Here is a 19,594-nt window from a genome sequence, read left to right on the forward strand (position 1 = left end):
TATTTAGTTGTTTTTGCGAAGTGAAAAAGCGTCAATCGTGGCAGAATTATATTGCCATAGATTGACGCTTTTAATATATGTGAAAAGGAATAGAACATGAAAATCAACCAATACATAAGCGAAGCAAAATCATGCTCCAGACGTGAAACAGATCGCCTCATTAAAGCTGGACGCGTGGCTATTAATGGTGAAATATGTACGCACGGTGAACTTGTGAGCGATGGTGATGTTGTAACGATTGATGGGCAAGTTATTGTAAAAGAAGAGAAAGAAAAGGTGTACATAGCCTTTCATAAACCAGTCGGAATTACTTGTACAGCAGCTGATCATATTGAAGATAATATTATTGATTATATCAATTATCCAGAGCGAATCTTTCCAGTTGGACGATTAGATAAAGCATCGGAAGGACTTATTTTATTAACGAATGACGGCGGGATTGCGAATCAAATTTTACATGGTGATCATGAGCACGAGAAGGAATATGTTGTCACAGTCGATAAACCTTTTACGGACTGGTTTATTGATGAGATGTCCAGCGGTGTAAAGATTAAAGATGGAATGACGAAGCCGTGCAAAGTGACAAGAGTTGATCAATCAACATTTCGTATCGTTTTAACGCAAGGAATGAACAGGCAAATTCGTAGAATGAGTCGAGCTTTCGGGTTTACTGTAATAAAGCTAAAGCGAGTACGCATTATGAATATAGAGCTAAATGAGCTTGAAGTTGGAAAGTGGCGGAGCGTTACAGCTGAAGAGTTAGAAATTTTAATAGGGCAGTTATAGGGAGGGAAAATTTTCTCCCTATATTTTTTTGTCAGAAAAAATAAAACTATTGATTTTTTAAAAAATAGCCCATATAATAAAAAACAACAAGTTTCGACAAGATATTTTATAAAAGTAATGATGAGGACATGAGTTGTATTTTACGATTCTCAGAGAGGGAAGCCTTAGGCTGTGAGCTTCCTAATACGAAAAGACAAGCTTACCACCTCTAAACTTCAAGAGTGAACTGCATACATGATGCATTGTAATTCTTGGCGGATAAAACCGTTATCAATTTACACGAGCTATAAAATGAGCTTATTTCGTTATAAATTCATTTTATTAGAATAAGGGTGGAACCACGATTTCAACACTCGTCCCTTTGTTAGGGACGGGTGTTTTTTGCGTTCTTTTACGGGGAAGTATGCTTGAAAGAGGATATGTGACGGATTTTAATTCAGAATATTTTGTTAATTTATTATTTTAGGAGGTTAGTAGAAATGAAATCATCTTTAAAGTTTTCGGAGATGTTTGCAATAAGTTTAATGTTATTTGCACTGTTTTTTGGTGCAGGTAATATGATTTTTCCACCAGCGTTAGGGCAAGGTGCTGGAACGGACGTATGGATCGCGCTGTTTGGTTTTATCGTAACAGGCGTTGGACTACCTTTATTAGGAGTAATTGTTATAGCTTTAAAGGGAGATATTAATGAGCTAGCAGGACGTGTACATCCTATATTCGCACTTGTTTTTATCACTGCAATTTATTTATGTTTAGGCGTATTCGTAAGTGTACCGCGTACAGGAACAGTAGCTTATGAGATGAGTGTTGCACCGTTTTTACCAAGTGAGATAGCTGGTCAGTCATATCCACTTGTTATCTTTACACTTATTTTCTTTGCAGTCACTTTCTATTTAGCTTTAAATCCTTCGAAATTAGTGGGTCGTATTGGTAAGGTGCTAACTCCAATATTATTAGCTGTTATTGCAATTATCGTAGGTAAAGCACTTATTACACCAATTGGAGAATTTGGTGCACCGACAGAAGCGTATAGTGCTCCTCTCTTTAAAGGATTTATTGATGGATATTTAACTTTAGATGGACTTGCAGCACTGGTATTCGGAAATGTTGTAATTCATGCGTTAAAAGAAAAAGGAATTACAAATAAAAACAGTATTGCAAAAGTAACAATCTTTGCAGGATTTATTGCAGCGCTTGGTCTACTACTTGTGTATTTAGCACTTGCTTATCTTGGAGCTTCTAGTGTGTCACTTGGAATGGGCGCAAACGGAGGAATTATTTTAACAAATGTCGTGAATCATTTATTTGGTAGCTACGGAACTTTATTACTAGGGATCGCAATTACAGCAGCATGTTTAACAACTTCTGTAGGTATTGTTGCAGCTTGTGGTGATTACTTCTCTTCCTTATTACCAAAGCTTTCTTATCAAAAAGTCGTTTTCATTTTCTGTGTATTAGCATTTATGGTAGCAAACCTTGGGTTAACTCAGTTAAATGCATTAGCATTACCAATCTTAATCGCAATTTATCCAATTGGAATCGTACTTATCGTATTATCACTTGTTGAAAACTACGTTCGTCTTCCATTAGCGATATATGTGGGCGGGATTGTAGGAGCATTTGCAATAAGTTTCTTTGATGGATTACACAATGCAAACCTTCAAATTGCAGCGCTAGCACCTATTTTAGATAAGATTCCATTATATAGTGTAGGAATTGGTTGGTTAGTTCCAGGCATAATCGGTATAGGATTTGGTTATATAGTTTCTAAGTTTCAAAAGCAGGAAATTGCTGTAGAAAAATAGAGAAAAGAGGCTTTCTATTATAGAAAGTCTCTTTTTTTGTAAAAAAAGCCGCATATAGAGAAATTCAGATATTAAAAATTTTATACGTAATATAGTTGACAAAAAAATTATGAGTAGGCTAAGATTGACTTAGTTGTGGAAATATTGGAAGGGAAGTGAGGGAAAAGGGGTTTCTATAACTATAGTGTTGTTGTGGGAAGAGGTGAAAGAAGAGGAGAAGAGATAGTTTATTTTTTTGATTTGAATTGAGAATGATAATCAATAAATGCGCTTTATCATTTTTTCTCAGTTTCTATGCCTTCGTATAAGGAATAGGGTGAGATATTATTTTTAATATTAAATGAGAATGATAATCAATAATACTTATGTTGCATAAAAGAATGCTAATTAAATAATAGGTAGAAGAGATTATTTTTTTTCTTATAAATTGAGAATAATTATCATTTTCAAAAAGTGAAATGAAAGATAAGCAAGGAGGAAACAAGAAAAATGAAAAAGGTTTCTGTATTACCCGTTTTTATTATAACGTTCGTATGTATGCTAGCTTTTCTTGTAATGCCATACGGGAATGCTTCAGCAAAACTAGCTGATGGTACTTACGATATTAATTACGTAATTCAAAAAGCGGAAAATGATTCAGCTTCAATGGCAAATGACTATTTTGAAAAGCCGGCAAAATTAATAGTGAAAAACGGTGAGATGAGAGTACAAGTTCCGATGAATCATAGTGCTTGGATTACAGAATTTAAAGCACCAGAGAATGGGAATTTTGTTGATGCGAAAGCTGTTAGTAAAGATGAATCGGCAGATAAAAGAACAGTAGAGTTTAAAGTAGATGATTTATCCAAACCGGCAGCTGTAAAAATTCATGTTGTTGTACCAAATGCAAACTATGACCACCACTACACAATTCGTTTTGCTTTTGATGCAAATGTAAAAGCTGTAGGTGGCGATAACGGCGTAGCTGCTACAACAAAAAATAATGATCAAGCGAAAACAGATACACAAGTAAAAGAAGAGAAAACAAAAGTAGAGAGTAAGGAAACAGCTAAAGAAGTGAACAAAGAAACAAAAAATGAAAATGGAAAAGCTGAAAAAACAGATAACCCAAAAACAGGCGATGAAGCACGTATTGGATTGTTTGTAGCGTTAATTCTTATTTCAGGTGCTTTCTTAATTCGTAAAGTGAAGTTGAGTAAATAAATCTTTTGAAGGGTGATGAATATATGTTTAAACAATTTAAAATGATTATTGCTGTATTTGCTGTTTTATTTACGTTTATCGCAACACTAGGTTTACAAGATGCAAAGGCTGCTACAAAACTAGCTGATGGAAAATATAATATTGCTTTTACTGTATGGAAAGGCGATAAAGATGAATCGTCTAGAATGAATAGTTATTTTGAAAGCCCAGCAACATTAACAGTTAAAAATGGAAAACAATATGTTTCATTTAAAGTGAAAGATAGTGCTTCTATTAAAAGTTTCCAAGTAGAAAAAGATGGTCAATTTGTAGAAACAAACGTGTTAAGTGAAAACAAAAAAGATAATACTAGAGTAGTAGAATTTGAAGTTGCTGACTTGTCAAAAAAACTAAATGGAAAGGTGAAAATTAATATTCCAATTATTAATTATAATGCTTCATATGATATTCGCTTTGTATTTGATGGGAGCAGTATTAAATAATTTTCAAAAGGGAGAGTCGTTCCATTGAACAGGTATACAAAAATTATTGTTGCTATGTTTTTAATGATATTTACATTCGTAGCAACATTACAACCACTTGCAGTTCAAGCAGCTACCAAGTTGGCTGACGGTGAATATTCAATTGGGTTCAAAGTTTTAAAAGATACATCAGATGAAGAATCGATGATGAATCAATATTCAGTAAGCCCAGGGACTTTAAAAGTGAAGGATGGGAAAAAGAAAGTATCCTTTACATTAACGAATAGTTCATGGATTACGAAGTTTGAAACAGAAAAAGCAGGTAAGCTAGTTGCGACAAATATAATTAGTGAAGATAAAGAAAAAGATACAAGAGTAGTAGAATTTGATGTAGAAGATGTAGAGAAGGTATTAAATGCAAAAGTAAAAGTAGATATTGATTTTTTAAATTATCATCATGAGTACGACGTTCGTATTGCATTTGATCAAAATAGTATTACACCAATTCATGTGGAACAACCAAATGAAAAAGAGGACCCAGCTAATAAGCCAGATCCAAATGAAAAACCGGATCCAAGTCAGAAGCCCGACCAAAAGCCTGACCCAGATCAACAACCAAATTCTAACACAATTACAGATGGTGCGTACAGCATTCCATTTAAAGTGTTAAAAAATCAAACAGATGAAGAATCTAAGATGAATACTTACATGGTAAATCCAGGAGTATTAAAAGTAGAAAACGGTAAGAAAAAAGCAATTGTAACATTAAAAAGTAGCTCATTAATTAAAAATTTCCAAACGGAAAAAGATGGCGCATTTGTTGATGCAAAAGTAGTGAGTGAGGATAAGGAAAAAGATACAAGAGTAGTAGAGTTTGAAGTAAACGATTTATCTAAAAAACTAAATACAAAAGTATTTATCGAAATGGCATCAAGAAATTATAAGCAAACGCATGATGTACAACTTTTATTTGAACAAGATAAACTTGAACAAATTAAAAATGAAGAGAAACAACCGGAAGCAGAAAAACCGGAAGCAGAAAAACCGGAAGCAGAAAAACCGGAAGCAGAAAAACCAGATGAAAATAAAAAACCAGATGCTGAAACAATTAAAGATGGTGAATACAGCATCAATTTCAAAGCATTAAAAGATCAAACAGACGAAATTTCAATGATGAACACATATACAAAAAGTCCAGGTGTGCTAAAAGTAAAAGATGGTAAGAAGTATGTATCATTTACGTTAACGAACAGTTCTTGGATTACAAAATTTGAATTTGAGAAAAATGGTTCGTTTGTTGATACAAATGTAATAAGTGAAGATAAAAAAGCTGATACACGCGTAGTGGAAGTAGAAGTACCAGATTTATCAAAAAAGTTAAATGCAAAAGTAAAAGTAGATATCGATTCAATGAATTATCACCATTTTTACGATATTCAATTTGCATTTGATAAAGGTAGCATTAAGCCGTTAGATAGCCAAGGCGGAAACAACAACCAAGGCGGAAACGACAACCAAGGCGGAAACGACAACCAAGGCGGAAACGACAACCAAGGCGGAAACGACAACCAAGGTGAAAACGACAACCAAGGTGGAAACAACAACCAAGATGAAAATAATAAACCGAGAGTAATAGTTGATCCGGAAAATTTAGTAGATGGCCAATATGATATTACATTTAAAGTATTAAAAGATAAAACAGATGAGATTTCAAAGATGAATGACTATGTTGTAAATCCAGCGAAATTAATCGTAAAAGATGGTAAAAAATATATTGAGATGACGCTGAAAAATAGTGCGTGGATTACGAAATTCCAAACGGAAAACAAGGAACTATTCGCTGATGCGAAAGTAGTAAGCGAAGATAAAAACGCAAATACGCGAGTAGTACAGTTTGAAGTAGAAGATCTATTTAAAAAATTAAACGCAAAAGTAAAGGTAGACATCGATGAGATGAACTACCATCATTTCTACGATGTACAAATTCAATTTGATACAAATAATATCGGCGCGTTAGGAACTATTAAAGAGGAACCGAAAAATGAACCGAAAAATCCAGTGACTACACCGAAAGTAGATAATGTAAAAACAGTAGGTACTCCTGATTTTAACCGAAATGCAGATGGTCAGAAGAAAAAAGAAGTTACAAAAAATGATTCAAAAAAAGAGAAAAACTCAAAAACTGCAGATACAGCACAACTTGGTTTATACATGGTGTTACTGCTAGGTTCACTTGCTTTACTAGTTCGTAAATATAGAGCAGGTAGATTGTAATTTTTGGAGTCTTGATGCATGTTCGCGTGCATCAAGACTTGTTTCATATTGTATGGAAAGGAGTGGTGATTGAGAGTGAAGAAAATTGCAAGTGTACTAATGGCTATCATTTTGTTAATGGGTATAGCCGGGTGCTCATCACCAAAAAAAGAATCAGCAAAGCAGGTAAAGAGTGAAAGTAAAGAGCACGTTGTTGCAACAACAGTGGCTGTTACTGAAATTATGGATGCGTTAGAAGTAGATTTAGTCGGCGTTCCAACAAGTTCTAAAACTTTACCGAAGCGATATAAAGGTTTACCTGAAGTTGGGAATCCAATGAGTCCAGATATGGAAAAGGTAAAGTCATTAAAGCCTTCAGAAGTGTTATCTGTGACAACACTTGAATATGAATTAAAGCCAGTTTTTGATGGTGTGGGTATGAAAGCAAACTTTTTAGATTTAACGAGTTTGAAAAATATGCAAAGTTCTATTAGCGATTTAGGTAAGAAATATGGGCGTGAAAAACAGGCCGAAGCAGTAGTAACTAAATTAGATAAAAAGGTTGCTAGCATTCAAAAAGAAGTAAAAGGAAAGAAAGAACCGACAGTGCTTATTTTATTAGGTGTGCCGGGAAGTTATTTAGTAGCAACAGAGCATTCTTATATTGGAGATTTAGTGAAACAACTAGGTGGTAAAAATATTGTGCAAGGTGAACAAGTAGAATATTTAGCTTCTAATACAGAGTATTTAAAGAAAGCTGATCCAGATATTATTTTACGAGCAGCTCATGGTATGCCTGATGAAGTTGTAAAAATGTTTGATAAAGAATTTAAAACAAATGATATTTGGAAACACTTTGCTGCGGTTAAAAATAACCGTGTTTACGATTTAGAAGAGCGTTTATTTGGAACGACAGGTAATTTAGCAGCAATTGAAGCATTAGATGAATTGAAAAAAATGATGTATCCGTGATGCATTTTAATATAAAGGAAGAGTAGAATGAATAAAAAAACTTGGAGTTTCCTCATTGTTACTGCATTGCTTATTGTTATGACATCATTGTCAGCGATGAAAGGTAGTTTAGAAGTAGGTATTGTTGAACTTGTACAAGGGATATTTACAGGTGGAAATGAAGATGTTGAAGTCATTAAAGATTTACGTTTTCCGCGTATTATTATTGCGTTGTTCACTGGAGCGGCTCTCGCTGTTTCAGGTGTGCTTTTTCAAGCTGTTATGAAAAATCCACTCGCTGATGCTGGGGTAATCGGTATATCTTCAGGAGCTAGTTTTATGACACTCGTTATTATTACGTTGTTCCCGCAATTCTTTTTCTGGACACCCGTATTCGCCTTTTTAGGTGGTGCGTTTGCGTGTTATCTCGTTTATTCGTTTTCATGGAAGTCAGGATTAAGCCCGCTTCGCATTATTTTAATTGGTATTGCCATTAATGCAATGTTTACTGGGTTAAATGAATCATTCGTTAAGATTTGTGGGTATTTTATTAAGAGTATTAAGCAAACGACGACTTCTAACATAACAATGAAGACGTGGGGCGATGTAGAAATAATGGTGACTTATGGAACGATTGGTCTTATTCTTGCTCTGTTCGTAGGAGCTTGGTGTAACTTATTATCGCTACAAGATAAGACTGCGAAAAACTTAGGCTTGCACGTGACGAGAGTTCGTCTTATTATTTCTGCCATTGCAGTACTCTTAGCGGCAGTATCAACAGCGATTGCAGGTGTTATTGCTTTTGTAGGATTACTAGTTCCGCATATTTCAAGACAATTAGTCGGTTCAGACCATAAAGTATTAATTCCATTTTCTGCTCTTGCAGGGGCGTTATTAATTTTGACGGCAGATACGATTGGAAGGTTAATTGTGCCACCTAACGAAATTCCAGCAGCAACAATTATGGCGGTTATTGGTGGTCCATTCTTAATATTCTTGCTTAGAAAGAGTGATAAAGTTTATGGAAATTAAAAATGTAACCTTTTCATACGATAACGTAACAAATCGATTAAAGTCTGTTAGTAGTGAAATAGAAATTGGGAAAATTACAACAATCATTGGACCGAATGGATGTGGGAAATCAACATTACTTAGTGTCATGTCTAGAAACCACGCTCCTAGCAGTGGAGAAGTAATACTTGATGGGAAAGCGATTAGTGAATATAAACCGAAAGAGTTTGCTAGAAAACTAGCGGTTGTCCATCAACAAAATGAGGCTCCAGCAGATATTACAGTGGAAAAGCTAATAAGCTTCGGGCGTATGCCATATAAAAATATATTCTCTCCGCAAACAGATGAAGATAGAGAAGCGATTGAGCGTGCGCTAGTATGTACGAATTTACAAAGTAAGCGTGATAAGCCAATTTATGCTTTATCTGGTGGAGAGAGGCAGCGAGTTTGGATCGCAATGACATTAGCTCAAAATACACCAATGCTCTTCTTAGATGAGCCGACCACATATTTAGATATTTACTATCAGCTAGAAATATTAGAGTTAGTGAAAGAGTTAAATGAAGTGCATGGACTAACGATTGTAATGGTATTACATGATATTAATCAAGCCATTCGTTATAGCGACCATATTATCGTTATGAAAGATGGAGAAATCATTACGAAAGGTAATCCTAATGATGTAATAACAGAAGAAATGGTTAAAGCAATATATGGTGTAGATGTCATTGTAAAGCAGGATGAAGATACCGGATTGTACATGGTACCTATGGGAATCTAAAGGATGAGCATAATCCGTTTTGAGGTGATAATTTGAATAGTAAGAAAGGACGGAAAAAGAATTCTTTTTTTCAACGCATACTTACAATTGTGTTTTTAGGAATCTTTTTCTATTCAATGTATGAGTTGGGCGGGATTTTCATGGATTATTATGAAAATCGTAAAGTAATGGCTGAGGCACAACATATTTATAAAAGAAGTCCAATGGAAGAAAAATCAGAAGATGGAGAGGTACGTAAACAGTTTCAGGATCTCCAGAAAATTAATCCAGAGATAGTCGGATGGATTACGATGGATGATACACAAATTAATTATCCAATCGTTCAAGCAAAAGATAATGATTACTATTTATTTCGTAATTATAAAGGTGAAGATATGAGAGCGGGAAGCATTTTTATGGACCATCGTAATGATGTGAAATCTCAAAATCGAAATACGATTTTATATGGCCATCGTATGAAAGACGGTTCTATGTTTGGTAGTTTAAAAAAGATGTTGGATGAAGACTTTTTTATGTCTCATCGTAAATTATATTACGATACATTATTTGAAGGATACGACGTGGAAGTTTTTTCAGTATACACGACAACAACGGACTTTTATTACATTGAAACGGATTTTGAAAATGATGCAGCATATACATCGTTCTTAAAGGAAATTCAAGAAAAATCACTGTACAAAACGGATACGGAATTGACGGCTAATGATGAAATCGTAACACTTTCTACTTGTGACTATGCGCTTGATCCAGAGGCTGGAAGGCTAGTTGTACACGCAAAATTAGTAAAAAGAAATTAAAGAAAAAAGAAATTAAAGAAAAAAGAAATTAAAGAAAAAAGTATAGAATATGAGAAGTGATAGATAACGCTTCTCATATTCTATACTTTAAAAAAGGACTGTTTTTACTGTGCTGCAGCCATTGGCATACGTACAACTTTTACATCATAGTAAGCAATTTTATTATCAAGAATATATTCTGGCATTCCGCCTTGATGTGAGTGAGCATCTTTAAATGCAGCGCTCTTTGTCCAACCTTGGAAATCTTCTTTTGCATTCCAGCGAGTGCTAATTGTTACTTCATCATAATCAACTGTATTTTGCGTTAAAAGAACTTCTAGACCTAAAAAGCCTGGCATCGTTTCAACTTTACCTACTTTATTAAAACGCTCAATTAATTTATGTCCATTTCCCTTTGTAATTTTAGCTGTATTTGTAACAATAATCATGTTTATTCCTCCTATAGATGTAGCTATATTTTCAAGAACTCATATACATTAAATGATAATGAAAATCATTATCATTGTCAATGGTAAATGTGAAATATAAAAGTTTTTTATATTATATTGGACAGTAAGATTTCCAGTTCAAAATGTAGTAAATATGTGGCAGTTAAGCGAGAGAATGAGCGAGTTGTACTAGCAAAGCAATAATATGGTATAGTGAAACGAGGCTGTTTTTTCAGTCTCGTTTTTCAAATGCTTCCTGTAGAGAAAGCATGCAAATGGAAAGGAAGTTATTATATGCAATCAGAAGTAACTGTAAAAATAAAACCGAAATTTATAAAAGAAATTAAAAGTGGATATCCGCTTATTTTAAAAGATGCGATTCAAAATTTAAATGATGTTCGTGAAGAAGGAACAATCATTCAAGTAGTAGATGAGAAGAACCACTTTGTCGGAAAAGGCTATTATGGAAAACAAAATAAAGGATACGGCTGGATTTTAACGAGAAAAGAGAGTGAACAAATTAATCAATCTTTCTTTGAAAGTAAAATCAAATCTGCCTTACATAAACGAAAGCAATTTTACAAATCAAGTGATACGACAGCATTCCGTGTGGTGAATGGTGAAGGTGATGGTCTTGGAGGACTAATTATCGATTATTATGATGGCTACTACGTAGTAAGTTGGTATAGTGAAGGGATTTACACTTTCAGAGGCGAGATTATAGCCGCTCTTCAAAAAGTAGCAAACTTTAAAGGTATTTATGAGAAAAAGCGTTTTGATACGAAAGGGAAATATATTGAGGGTGATGATTTCGTAGCAGGAGAGCGCGGCGAGTTCCCACTTATCGTAAAAGAGAACGGTGTAAACTTTGCGGTTTATTTAAATGATGGGGCAATGGTTGGGGTATTTTTAGATCAACGTAACGTTCGAAAACAAATTCGTGATAAATATGCAAAAGGAAGAACAGTGTTAAATATGTTCTCTTATACAGGTGCTTTCTCTGTATTTGCAGCGCTTGGCGGAGCGAGTAAAACGACGAGTGTTGACCTTGCAAATCGTAGTTTAAGTAAAACGATTGAGCAGTTTAGTGTAAATGAAGTTGATTATGAAGCGCAAGATATTATTGTAGAAGATGTATTTCTTTACTTCAAATATGCAGCGAAGAAAAAAATGAAATTTGATATGGTCGTACTTGATCCTCCAAGCTTTGCACGCTCAAAAAAATATACATTTAGTGCAGCAAAAGATTATAAAAATTTATTAAAAGAAACAATTGCTATTACAGAAAATAACGGTATTATCGTTGCTTCTACAAATTGTAGCGCATTCGATATGAAAAAGTTTAAAGGCTTTATCGATACAGCCTTTAAAGAAATGAATGGCAAATATAAAATATTAGAAGAACATTCTTTACCAGAAGATTTCCGTACCATTGATCAATTTAAAGAAGGAGACTACTTAAAAGTAGTTTTCATCGAGAAAATTAAAGGTTAATAAAGAAAAGGAGCTCGAGTTTACTTGAGCTCCTTTTCTTATTGAACGATATTTTGTACTCTACCGACTTGCCCGTCCTGCAATCGCACTTTAATGCCATGCGGATGGGAAGGGGAGTTTGTTAAAATATCTTTTACAATTCCACGTGTTAATTTGCCTGTTCGTTGATCTTGTTTTAATACAATATCAACTTCAAGACCGGGGGCGATATTAGAACGTTTTTGTCCGTTCATTTATACACCTGTACGTCTACGTTGGTTGTTTGTTTTCTTTGTTTGTTGGTTTTGTAATTTTTTTGTTTCTTGGCTTTGATTTTTTGCATTTTGACCATTTCCATTTCCTTGCTTTTTCTTAGCAAGTTGTTCACGCATTAAATCAGCTAAGCTTACTTTTTTGTTTTCTGACATGATAAGTCTCCTTTATATAAAGTTAATTATGAACAATCGTAGTGAATTTCATCATATCATTGTTAAGGAAGGAAGGGAAGTTGGTTTGAAAATTCATATAATTGTTTCCAGTCTGTAGTAGTTACGATACAATTGGATTGTTAACGTTTGTAAAAAGGGGATAGACATATGTCACATCATATTTTATTAGTTGAAGATGATATCTCAATTCAAGAGATGGTGGAAAAGTATTTAATAAAGGAAGGCTTTCAAGTTACGATTGCGTCTGATGGAGAAGAAGGCGTGAACACATATTTAAAAGGTTCATTTGATTTGATTATCCTTGACATTATGATGCCAAAGCTAGATGGCTTAGAGGTTGTACGAATCATTCGAGAAAAAAGTGCAGTTCCGATTTTAATGATGTCGGCAAAAGATACAGATGTTGATAAAGCTGTTGGATTAGGACTTGGAGCAGATGATTACATTTGTAAGCCGTTTTCTATGATTGAATTGGCTGCACGTGTAAAAGCAGGTATTCGGAGGTCTACGAAATACTCGGCTACAGAAACAATAGAAAAAATGATTCAAATTGGTGATTTAACAATTGATCCAATTAATTTTACTGTAGAAAAAAACGGGAAGCCTCTCAAACTTACTTTAAAAGAATTTGAGATTTTAAAGCTATTCGTAAAGAACCAAAATCGTGTATTTACGAAAGCGCAAATATATACGTTAGTTTGGAATGAAGAGTATTACGGTGACGATAACGTTATTAATGTTCATATGAGAAGATTGCGTGAGAAAATCGAAAGTGATCCATCTAATCCAGAATATATTAAAACGCTATGGGGCATCGGCTATAAGCTGGAAGTGATGTAATATGATCAATTTGTTAATAGGTATTATTTTTATATTGTTATGTGTTATTTATATGCAATATAAAATGAGAAAAAATAGTAGTAAAAATTTACGATACACATATGAAAAGTTAGAAAGTATTGTAAATGAAAAAACAGGTGAGACGTTACTCGTTATGACAGATGATCTAGAATTGCAAAAATTATTAGTGGCGATTAATCAATTATTAGATGCAAAACAGAAAACGAATGCAGATCATGCAAAAGTAGAAATTTCGATGAGAAAAATGCTTTCAAATATTTCGCATGACTTGAAAACACCACTAACAGTTATTCTTGGATATACAGAAATGTTAAATAAGGATAAAACGATAAATAAAGAAGAACAACAAATATTACTTGAGAAAGTGCATACGAAAACACTAGAAGTGATGGAATTAATTCATAAGTTTTTTGATTTAGCGAAATTAGAATCTGGTGACAAAGCAATTGAAATGACAAAAATAAATATGAATGAAGTTTGCCGCGAGAAGATTTTATCATTTTATGATTTAGTGACGACGAAAGGTTTTCAGGTTCATATTGATATACCAGAAAGAAATATATATGCACTTGGAAATGTAGAAGTATTAGGTAGGGTATTGAATAATTTAATATCAAATGCAATTACATATGGAGACGATGGAAAGGCACTCGGTATGACGTTAAGAGATGATGACACGGGCGTGTATATAGATGTATGGGATAAAGGAAAAGGGATTGATGAATCTCATATTGATAAAGTGTTTGAGCGTATGTACACACTTGAAGATTCAAGAAATAGATTGTACCAAGGAAGCGGTCTAGGATTAACGATTACGAAACGGCTTGTGGAAGCGATGGACGGAAAAATTCATCTTTCCAGTAAACCGTATGAAAAAACAATTTTTACAATTGCATTAATAAAGATACAGTTTTAGCTTGTAGAGCAGTAGATTCTACAAGCTTTTTTTCAGCGTAAGGAATTTGTAAGAAACGGGTAAGAAAAAAGAGATTTCCGTTGTCTATTATAGAAATATAGAGTATTGCGAAAGGGGAAAGTAACATGACATATATATTAAAAACAAACCAGTTAACGAAAGTGTTTAAAGGGAAAGAAGTTATTTCCGGTGTTAACATGCATGTGAAAAAAGGAGAAATTTACGGTTTTTTAGGACCAAACGGTGCTGGTAAAACAACGATTATGAAAATGATTACAAATTTAATAAAACCGACGAGTGGTGATATTGAAATCTTCGGTGAGAAATTAACAGATACATCTTATGAAGTATTAAAAAGAATGGGGACAATTATTGAATACCCAATCTTTTATGATAAATTAACGGCGAAAGAAAACTTAGACCTACATTGTGAATACATGGGCTACTACGATAAAAATGCAATTGACCATGCTTTACATTTAGTGAAACTACAAGGGGTAGATAATAAAAAAGTAAAAGATTTTTCATTAGGAATGAAACAACGACTCGGTATTGCAAGAGCAATCGTGACAAAGCCAGAATTGCTCATTTTAGATGAACCAATTAACGGTTTAGATCCAATTGGTATTAAAGAGTTACGAGACTTATTTAAAATGCTCTGCAAAGAATATGGCATTACATTATTAGTTTCTAGTCATATTTTAGGTGAAATGGAACTAATGGCCGATACAATTGGTGTGATTCAAAATGGAAAACTAATAAAAGAAGTTTCAATGAAGAGTATTAACGGAAAACAAACAGAGTACATTGAAATCACTGTTCCTGATGTGAAACGTGCAGCTTATATTTTAGAAGATAAACTTGGTATAAAAAACTACAAAATAATGAGTGGAACCATGATTCGTGTGTATGATACGTTAGCGTCTCAGCAGGCCATTTCAAAAGCACTTATTATGAACGATGTGGAAATTGAAAGTATTAATAAGAAACATAGTTCCTTAGAAGAATATTTCTTAAATGTAATGGATGGAGAGGGCATTCATGCTTAATGGATTGTTAGTGAATCTACTAAGTGGATTGATCGTAATGTTCATAAGTGGGATTTTATATTATAGAAAACCTGAGCGGAAATGGTTGTTAATTCTAATAGTAATAGGAATGTTAAGCTTCGTTACTGCTGGAATTAGAATGTTAGCAGCATAAAGACAGTTATATAAAGAATGGAGGAGTGGTTTGTATGCTTAGATTAATGAAGCTCGAATGGAAGAAACATAAATTATCTAGTTACTTTAAAGGGGTAGCAATTTGTATTATAGCAATTTTCGCTGCAGTAAGCCTTATGGCGTTGGGAATGAAAGCCGAGGGAGACGTGCTCTTCTTTGACTTCACGCAACAAATGGTTTTAATAAACACTTTTATTAGGATAACATTCATTATTTTTAGTTCGGTCATTTTATCACGTTTAGTAATTGATGAGTATAAGAACAAAACAATGCAACTACTATTTATGTACCCATTGCAACGAAAAATGCTAATGAGAGCGAAATTAACAATTGTTTTTTGTTTTTGTTTTGTGAGCACGATTATCGCTACTTTCAGTATCAGTTTGCTTGTATATTTTGTGAGTCCAATGATGGGACTGATTGAAACACCAGCTACGATAGGTGAAATAATATCTATCGTTCCAACTACTTTTATAAGTGCATTTATGATATCTGGTATAAGTTTAATTCCTTTATTTTTTGGGATGAGAAAGAAATCGACACCCACAACAATTACTTCTGCAGTAATAATCGGAATGCTAATTAGTAGTAACTTTGGTCATGGAAACGGTCAAGTAAGTCTGTTTAATTTTATAGCTATCCCAATAGTGCTCTGTTTATTAGGAATTTTCATCAGTTATCTTTCATATCGTAAAATCGACAAGATCGATGTGGCGTGAAGCAAGCTTAAAACAAAAACGAACTGGGGTATGAATAGTGAAAAAAATGATAGTAATTGCAATATTATTCATTACAATTGCTAGTGTAGTTTTTGGTATTAAGGTATTTCAGGGGAAAGATTTTAAGAAAGAAAAGTCTTTTGAGATAAATAATATAAAAGAAATAGAAGTAGACAATGAAAACTGGAATCTTGAATTTAAAAGTACAGACGCTAATAAAATAGTAATTTCCGCTCAAGGTGAACAAGCAGATAAAGAGATAGATCCTGTCAAAATAGAAAATGATGAAAATAAAATTGTGATTAAGCAAAAACAAAAGATGAACAGATTTTTTAATGGTTTCACGTTTAGGAAGAAAAATAGTATATCTATAGCTATTCCGAAGAAAGAAATAGATAAAATTGTAGTAAATAATAAATCGGGTGATGTGAAAATAAGAGATATAGTAGTAAAAAATATCATGACAAAAGGCAAGTCTGGAGATGAAATGATTACAGGACTATCAGCCGAGAAAGGTGAATTTATATCGCAAAGTGGAGAGTTAGTTTTAAAAGGTAGTTCAGTACAAGAATTAAATATAAAGTCTACGACTGGTGATAACTATATAACAAATGTAAGTAACTCAAATATGAACATCACATCAACATCTGGGGAAGTATTACTGAAAGATATGACAGAAGGAAAATCATTATTTATAGAAACAAAATCATTATTTATAGAAACAAAATCAGGTGATATTGGCGTACGGTATAAAGGTGTCCCTGCATCATTGAAGCTTATGGCTAAAAGTAATTCGGCTGACGTAATAGTGGATTTAAAAGGACTTAAGAAAGATAAAAATACAGACAAAATAAAAGTAGGAACGATTGGTGATGCAAAAAATGAAGCGAAGATTTTAAGTGAAACAGGAGTCATTTATATTGATTAAGTCCAAGGAGGAAGGAGGAATATCATGCTACGTCTTATGAAGTTAGAATTGAAGAAATTTAAGTTTGGATGGTATGTGAGGGGAGCAGTTATTGCAAATATTATTATACTGGCATTATTAATCTTTGTTAGTTTCATTGCACAAATAGAAGGAGATCCAGAAATAAGAGATCCGCAGATGATTTTGTTAATGGCTAGTACAGTAGTAAGAGCAACATTTATTATTTTTGGTAGTGTATTAATAGCAAGGTTAATAATTGACGAATATAAAAATAAAACAATACTACTCATGTTTTCTTATCCCATTAATCGAAAGAAAATGATGGCTAGTAAGTTGGCTATTACAGCGATAGTAACATTTATAACAGTTATTGTATCTAACATTTTAGTAGTAGGAATTTTCTTTGGGATAGATAGTTGTTTTTCAATTCTTCCTCATTCATTCACAGTAGATCAATTGGTGCAAGAAGGAATAAAACTAGTTCCTTTAGCCATTGCAACTGCGGGGATGAGTTTAATCCCATTATATTTCGGAATGCGTAAACGTTCAGTGCCAACTACAATTGTTTCATCTCTTATCGTTGTCTCAATTGCAATGAATACCAACCCAGAGTTTCCTACAGCAACTTTACTTCCCCTTCAACTAGCATTGGCGGCAATTGGAGTTGTGATTGCATATTACGGCATTAAAAATATAGAGAAGGAAGATATAACTGTATGAAAAGAATAAGAAAAAGAGTTGGCGTTACACCAACTCTTTTTTGTATATGTATGTTTCGGTACTACTCTGTAAATTTAGAGTGTGTGCTTAAATACTTTTGCACTCCTGGAGAAATGTTAAAGTTATTAGGACTTTTATATTCGATAGTAAACTCTCCGTCTCCACTTGTTTCAAAGGAGATTGCATAGCTATTCATTTTAGCATCGTAAGAAGTATTTTTGACTTCCGCATCTAAATCGAAGTATTTTGTAATATATTCTTTTGATTCCGTAATTGCTGCTTGTTTTCCCCAAGGGGTACCATAATATGTGAAATAAAGAGATACACTGATAACTCCAATAATAGAAGCTAGTAAAAGAGTTCTCATAGTTATTTTTTTATTCAATTTGGTTGATCCTCCTCATAATATGTATTTATTTTAACTTGTTTTTTCCATAAAACAACCATTTAACAAAAAATAGTTTCACATGAAACAAGTTACAGAAAAAGACAAGATGTGTAAACATCTTGTCTTTTTGTCGTTACATTTTAGGTGCTTCCATTCCAGCCGCAGCCCATTCTTCTTTTGCGGGGCCATATACGCCAGGAACTGTTAAGCCGGCTTGTCGCATTAAAACCGTCATTTGCCCGCGGTGATGATTTTGATGATTAATAAGCGTCATTAAAAATATAGAATTCGGCATAGGGCGACCAAAGAAGTCGTTAATAGTAGCTAAGTCTTTATCAGTCCATTTACTTTGAAGTGTTTTAACAAAAGCCGCGTTCACTTTACGGTATTCATCTGCAATTGTTTTTGCAGAAGTTGGAACAGGATAATCTTTCGTTGCTCCTTCAAACTTTAGCCCTGTGCCAGATAGTATAACAGGAATTGCCGTCACGATATGCCAAGCAACTCTTCCTAAGGTCCAGTGCCCAGGTGCAATTTCTTGTGATAAAGATGCATCGGTTAATGAATCAAGCATTTTCTGAGTAGACTCAGCTTCGTATGTCCATGATTGCAAGAAGCCGTCAATTGTTTGGTACATAGTTATCCCTCCTATTTTTGTTCATAGATTAAATTCGTGAGAGATAATATAATCCCTGTTCCACAAGAAATAATTAATTAAGCATTGCTACAATATGAAAACAATATTAGACCGTAAAGGGGGAAGTGAATTTCTTTATATAAAGTATAAAAATAATAAAGAATATATATTGTTAGGAAATGCTGATGATTACAGAGAGCTATTTCAAATAATAGGTGGATTGAAAATAGCAAGCGGAATAGAACTAAGGTTACAGGATAAGAAATTAAAGAGACAGTTAACTTTAAAACGAACTGTGTTCAATATAATCATGTATTCACTTGTTATATATATTATGTACAAAGCTTATATTAATTTTATGCTGTAATAGGAAAAGGCGGCTTCACATATATGAAGTCGTCTTTTAATTAACTTTCTTCCCACTTTTCCTCATCAACCATAAGAAATAAGGTGTTCCAAGTATAGCAACTTTTTTCGCCGGTTTATCTAATTTTGTTTCCCCTTCAGTATGTTTAATTGTTATAGTTTGCTTTTTATCTTCTATCGTTGTTACCTTTTTCTCCTCTTTTTTGCTGTCCGCATTCAACAGCGAATAGAAGAACAACCATGAAAATACTAAGAATTTTCTTCATCTTCTTTCCCAAAATAAGTTTTTTATTCGTAATTATATTTTTAAAATTTTGCTGAAAAATAACGAATTATACGGATATCGTTATGTAAGATTAAAATCCATATGTGTATGAAGAATTTAGAAAAGGAATTTCATTTAACTAGAGAGGCGAAAGTACAAGCAAAAGGAGATAG

At 33.5% G+C, this 19,594-nt stretch carries 22 protein-coding genes, 2 pseudogenes and 1 other annotated feature; of the genes and pseudogenes, 18 read left to right on the forward strand and 6 right to left on the reverse strand.

Features of this window, described 5'->3' with window-relative positions:
• The first annotated feature begins 96 nt into the window (after nt 1-96).
• The 9 genes from QO049_RS06995 to srtB all read left to right on the forward strand — a co-directional run bounded on the left by QO049_RS06995 (nt 97) and on the right by srtB (nt 10,048).
• Nucleotides 97-786, forward strand: coding sequence for a 23S rRNA pseudouridine(2604) synthase RluF (locus QO049_RS06995; RefSeq protein ID WP_000700745.1), 690 nt, complete (start codon nt 97-99; stop codon nt 784-786).
• 108 nt (nt 787-894) lie between these two features.
• Nucleotides 895-1,150: a binding site (T-box leader), on the forward strand.
• Nucleotides 1,151-1,265: 115 nt separating this feature from the next.
• Complete coding sequence (gene brnQ6, locus QO049_RS07000) at nt 1,266-2,591, forward strand: branched-chain amino acid transport system II carrier protein BrnQ6 (RefSeq protein WP_246961366.1); 1,326 nt, start codon at nt 1,266-1,268, stop codon at nt 2,589-2,591.
• A gap of 489 nt (nt 2,592-3,080) precedes the next feature.
• Nucleotides 3,081-3,794, forward strand: coding sequence for a heme uptake protein IsdC (gene isdC, locus QO049_RS07005; protein ID WP_246961362.1), 714 nt, complete (start codon nt 3,081-3,083; stop codon nt 3,792-3,794).
• 23 nt (nt 3,795-3,817) lie between these two features.
• Nucleotides 3,818-4,276 carry an NEAT domain-containing protein gene (locus tag QO049_RS07010; protein WP_000476163.1) on the forward strand — a complete coding sequence of 153 codons (459 nt, stop codon included), beginning with the start codon at nt 3,818-3,820 and terminating at the stop codon, nt 4,274-4,276.
• A 24-nt stretch (nt 4,277-4,300) separates the two neighbouring features.
• Complete coding sequence (locus QO049_RS07015; protein WP_284489234.1) at nt 4,301-6,529, forward strand: NEAT domain-containing protein; 2,229 nt, start codon at nt 4,301-4,303, stop codon at nt 6,527-6,529.
• A 69-nt stretch (nt 6,530-6,598) separates the two neighbouring features.
• The gene (isdE, locus tag QO049_RS07020) at nt 6,599-7,480 is read left to right on the forward strand and encodes a heme ABC transporter substrate-binding protein IsdE (RefSeq protein ID WP_002101379.1); all 882 of its coding nucleotides are present in this window, start codon (nt 6,599-6,601) and stop codon (nt 7,478-7,480) included.
• Nucleotides 7,481-7,507: 27 nt separating this feature from the next.
• On the forward strand, nt 7,508-8,491 hold the full coding sequence (locus QO049_RS07025) for a FecCD family ABC transporter permease (protein WP_246961359.1): 984 nt from the start codon (nt 7,508-7,510) through the stop codon (nt 8,489-8,491).
• On the forward strand, nt 8,481-9,251 hold the full coding sequence (locus tag QO049_RS07030; protein WP_000403761.1) for an ABC transporter ATP-binding protein: 771 nt from the start codon (nt 8,481-8,483) through the stop codon (nt 9,249-9,251). The genes QO049_RS07025 and QO049_RS07030 overlap by 11 nt, the downstream gene beginning before the upstream one ends.
• A gap of 32 nt (nt 9,252-9,283) precedes the next feature.
• Nucleotides 9,284-10,048 (forward strand): class B sortase, encoded by a 765-nt coding sequence (srtB, locus tag QO049_RS07035; RefSeq protein WP_001086122.1) that lies wholly within the window; start codon nt 9,284-9,286, stop codon nt 10,046-10,048.
• A gap of 104 nt (nt 10,049-10,152) precedes the next feature.
• On the opposite strand, the gene isdG is transcribed toward srtB, so the two are convergent.
• Nucleotides 10,153-10,476: a heme oxygenase gene (gene isdG, locus QO049_RS07040; protein WP_000587818.1), complete on the reverse strand. Its 324-nt coding sequence runs from the start codon at nt 10,474-10,476 to the stop codon at nt 10,153-10,155.
• Between the two features lie 294 nt (nt 10,477-10,770).
• Between isdG and QO049_RS07045 the strand changes: the two genes are divergently transcribed.
• Nucleotides 10,771-11,970 (forward strand): class I SAM-dependent rRNA methyltransferase, encoded by a 1,200-nt coding sequence (locus QO049_RS07045; RefSeq protein WP_246961357.1) that lies wholly within the window; start codon nt 10,771-10,773, stop codon nt 11,968-11,970.
• A gap of 38 nt (nt 11,971-12,008) precedes the next feature.
• Here QO049_RS07045 and QO049_RS07050 read toward each other — a convergent pair whose 3' ends face one another.
• Nucleotides 12,009-12,203 (reverse strand): YwbE family protein, encoded by a 195-nt coding sequence (locus QO049_RS07050; RefSeq protein WP_001014310.1) that lies wholly within the window; start codon nt 12,201-12,203, stop codon nt 12,009-12,011.
• On the reverse strand, nt 12,204-12,377 hold the full coding sequence (locus QO049_RS07055) for a hypothetical protein (RefSeq protein WP_001293578.1): 174 nt from the start codon (nt 12,375-12,377) through the stop codon (nt 12,204-12,206).
• Between the two features lie 168 nt (nt 12,378-12,545).
• Between QO049_RS07055 and QO049_RS07060 the strand changes: the two genes are divergently transcribed.
• The 7 genes from QO049_RS07060 to QO049_RS07090 all read left to right on the forward strand — a co-directional run bounded on the left by QO049_RS07060 (nt 12,546) and on the right by QO049_RS07090 (nt 17,765).
• Nucleotides 12,546-13,238, forward strand: coding sequence for a response regulator transcription factor (locus QO049_RS07060; RefSeq protein WP_000018029.1), 693 nt, complete (start codon nt 12,546-12,548; stop codon nt 13,236-13,238).
• Nucleotide 13,239: 1 nt separating this feature from the next.
• The gene (locus QO049_RS07065; protein ID WP_000609140.1) at nt 13,240-14,175 is read left to right on the forward strand and encodes a HAMP domain-containing histidine kinase; all 936 of its coding nucleotides are present in this window, start codon (nt 13,240-13,242) and stop codon (nt 14,173-14,175) included.
• A 125-nt stretch (nt 14,176-14,300) separates the two neighbouring features.
• Nucleotides 14,301-15,224 (forward strand): ABC transporter ATP-binding protein, encoded by a 924-nt coding sequence (locus QO049_RS07070; protein WP_000221066.1) that lies wholly within the window; start codon nt 14,301-14,303, stop codon nt 15,222-15,224.
• Nucleotides 15,217-15,378: a hypothetical protein gene (locus QO049_RS07075; RefSeq protein WP_000931763.1), complete on the forward strand. Its 162-nt coding sequence runs from the start codon at nt 15,217-15,219 to the stop codon at nt 15,376-15,378. The genes QO049_RS07070 and QO049_RS07075 overlap by 8 nt, the downstream gene beginning before the upstream one ends.
• Nucleotides 15,379-15,412: 34 nt before the next feature.
• Nucleotides 15,413-16,117, forward strand: coding sequence for an ABC transporter permease (locus QO049_RS07080; protein WP_246961354.1), 705 nt, complete (start codon nt 15,413-15,415; stop codon nt 16,115-16,117).
• A gap of 37 nt (nt 16,118-16,154) precedes the next feature.
• A complete protein-coding gene (locus tag QO049_RS07085; protein WP_284489235.1) occupies nt 16,155-17,045 on the forward strand; it encodes a DUF4097 family beta strand repeat-containing protein in 891 nt (296 codons plus the stop codon).
• A gap of 24 nt (nt 17,046-17,069) precedes the next feature.
• Complete coding sequence (locus QO049_RS07090; protein ID WP_048656672.1) at nt 17,070-17,765, forward strand: ABC transporter permease; 696 nt, start codon at nt 17,070-17,072, stop codon at nt 17,763-17,765.
• Between the two features lie 61 nt (nt 17,766-17,826).
• Here the strand turns inward: QO049_RS07090 and QO049_RS07095 are convergent, their stop codons facing one another.
• Nucleotides 17,827-18,132, reverse strand: coding sequence for a YfjL-like protein (locus QO049_RS07095; protein ID WP_063245281.1), 306 nt, complete (start codon nt 18,130-18,132; stop codon nt 17,827-17,829).
• Between the two features lie 154 nt (nt 18,133-18,286).
• The gene (locus QO049_RS07100; protein ID WP_284489236.1) at nt 18,287-18,790 is read right to left on the reverse strand and encodes a DinB family protein; all 504 of its coding nucleotides are present in this window, start codon (nt 18,788-18,790) and stop codon (nt 18,287-18,289) included.
• Between the two features lie 91 nt (nt 18,791-18,881).
• On the opposite strand from QO049_RS07100, the pseudogene QO049_RS30720 reads away from it, so the two are divergent.
• A pseudogene (locus tag QO049_RS30720) lies at nt 18,882-19,157 on the forward strand (hypothetical protein); the annotation flags it as partial.
• 78 nt (nt 19,158-19,235) lie between these two features.
• On the opposite strand, the pseudogene QO049_RS07105 reads toward QO049_RS30720, so the two are convergent.
• Nucleotides 19,236-19,422, reverse strand: a pseudogene (locus QO049_RS07105) (ABC transporter substrate-binding protein); the annotation flags it as partial.
• Between the last annotated feature and the right edge of the window lie 172 nt (nt 19,423-19,594).

It is taken from the genome of Bacillus sp. RB3, assembly GCF_030164735.1.
GTDB lineage: Bacteria > Bacillota > Bacilli > Bacillales > Bacillaceae_G > Bacillus_A > Bacillus_A cereus.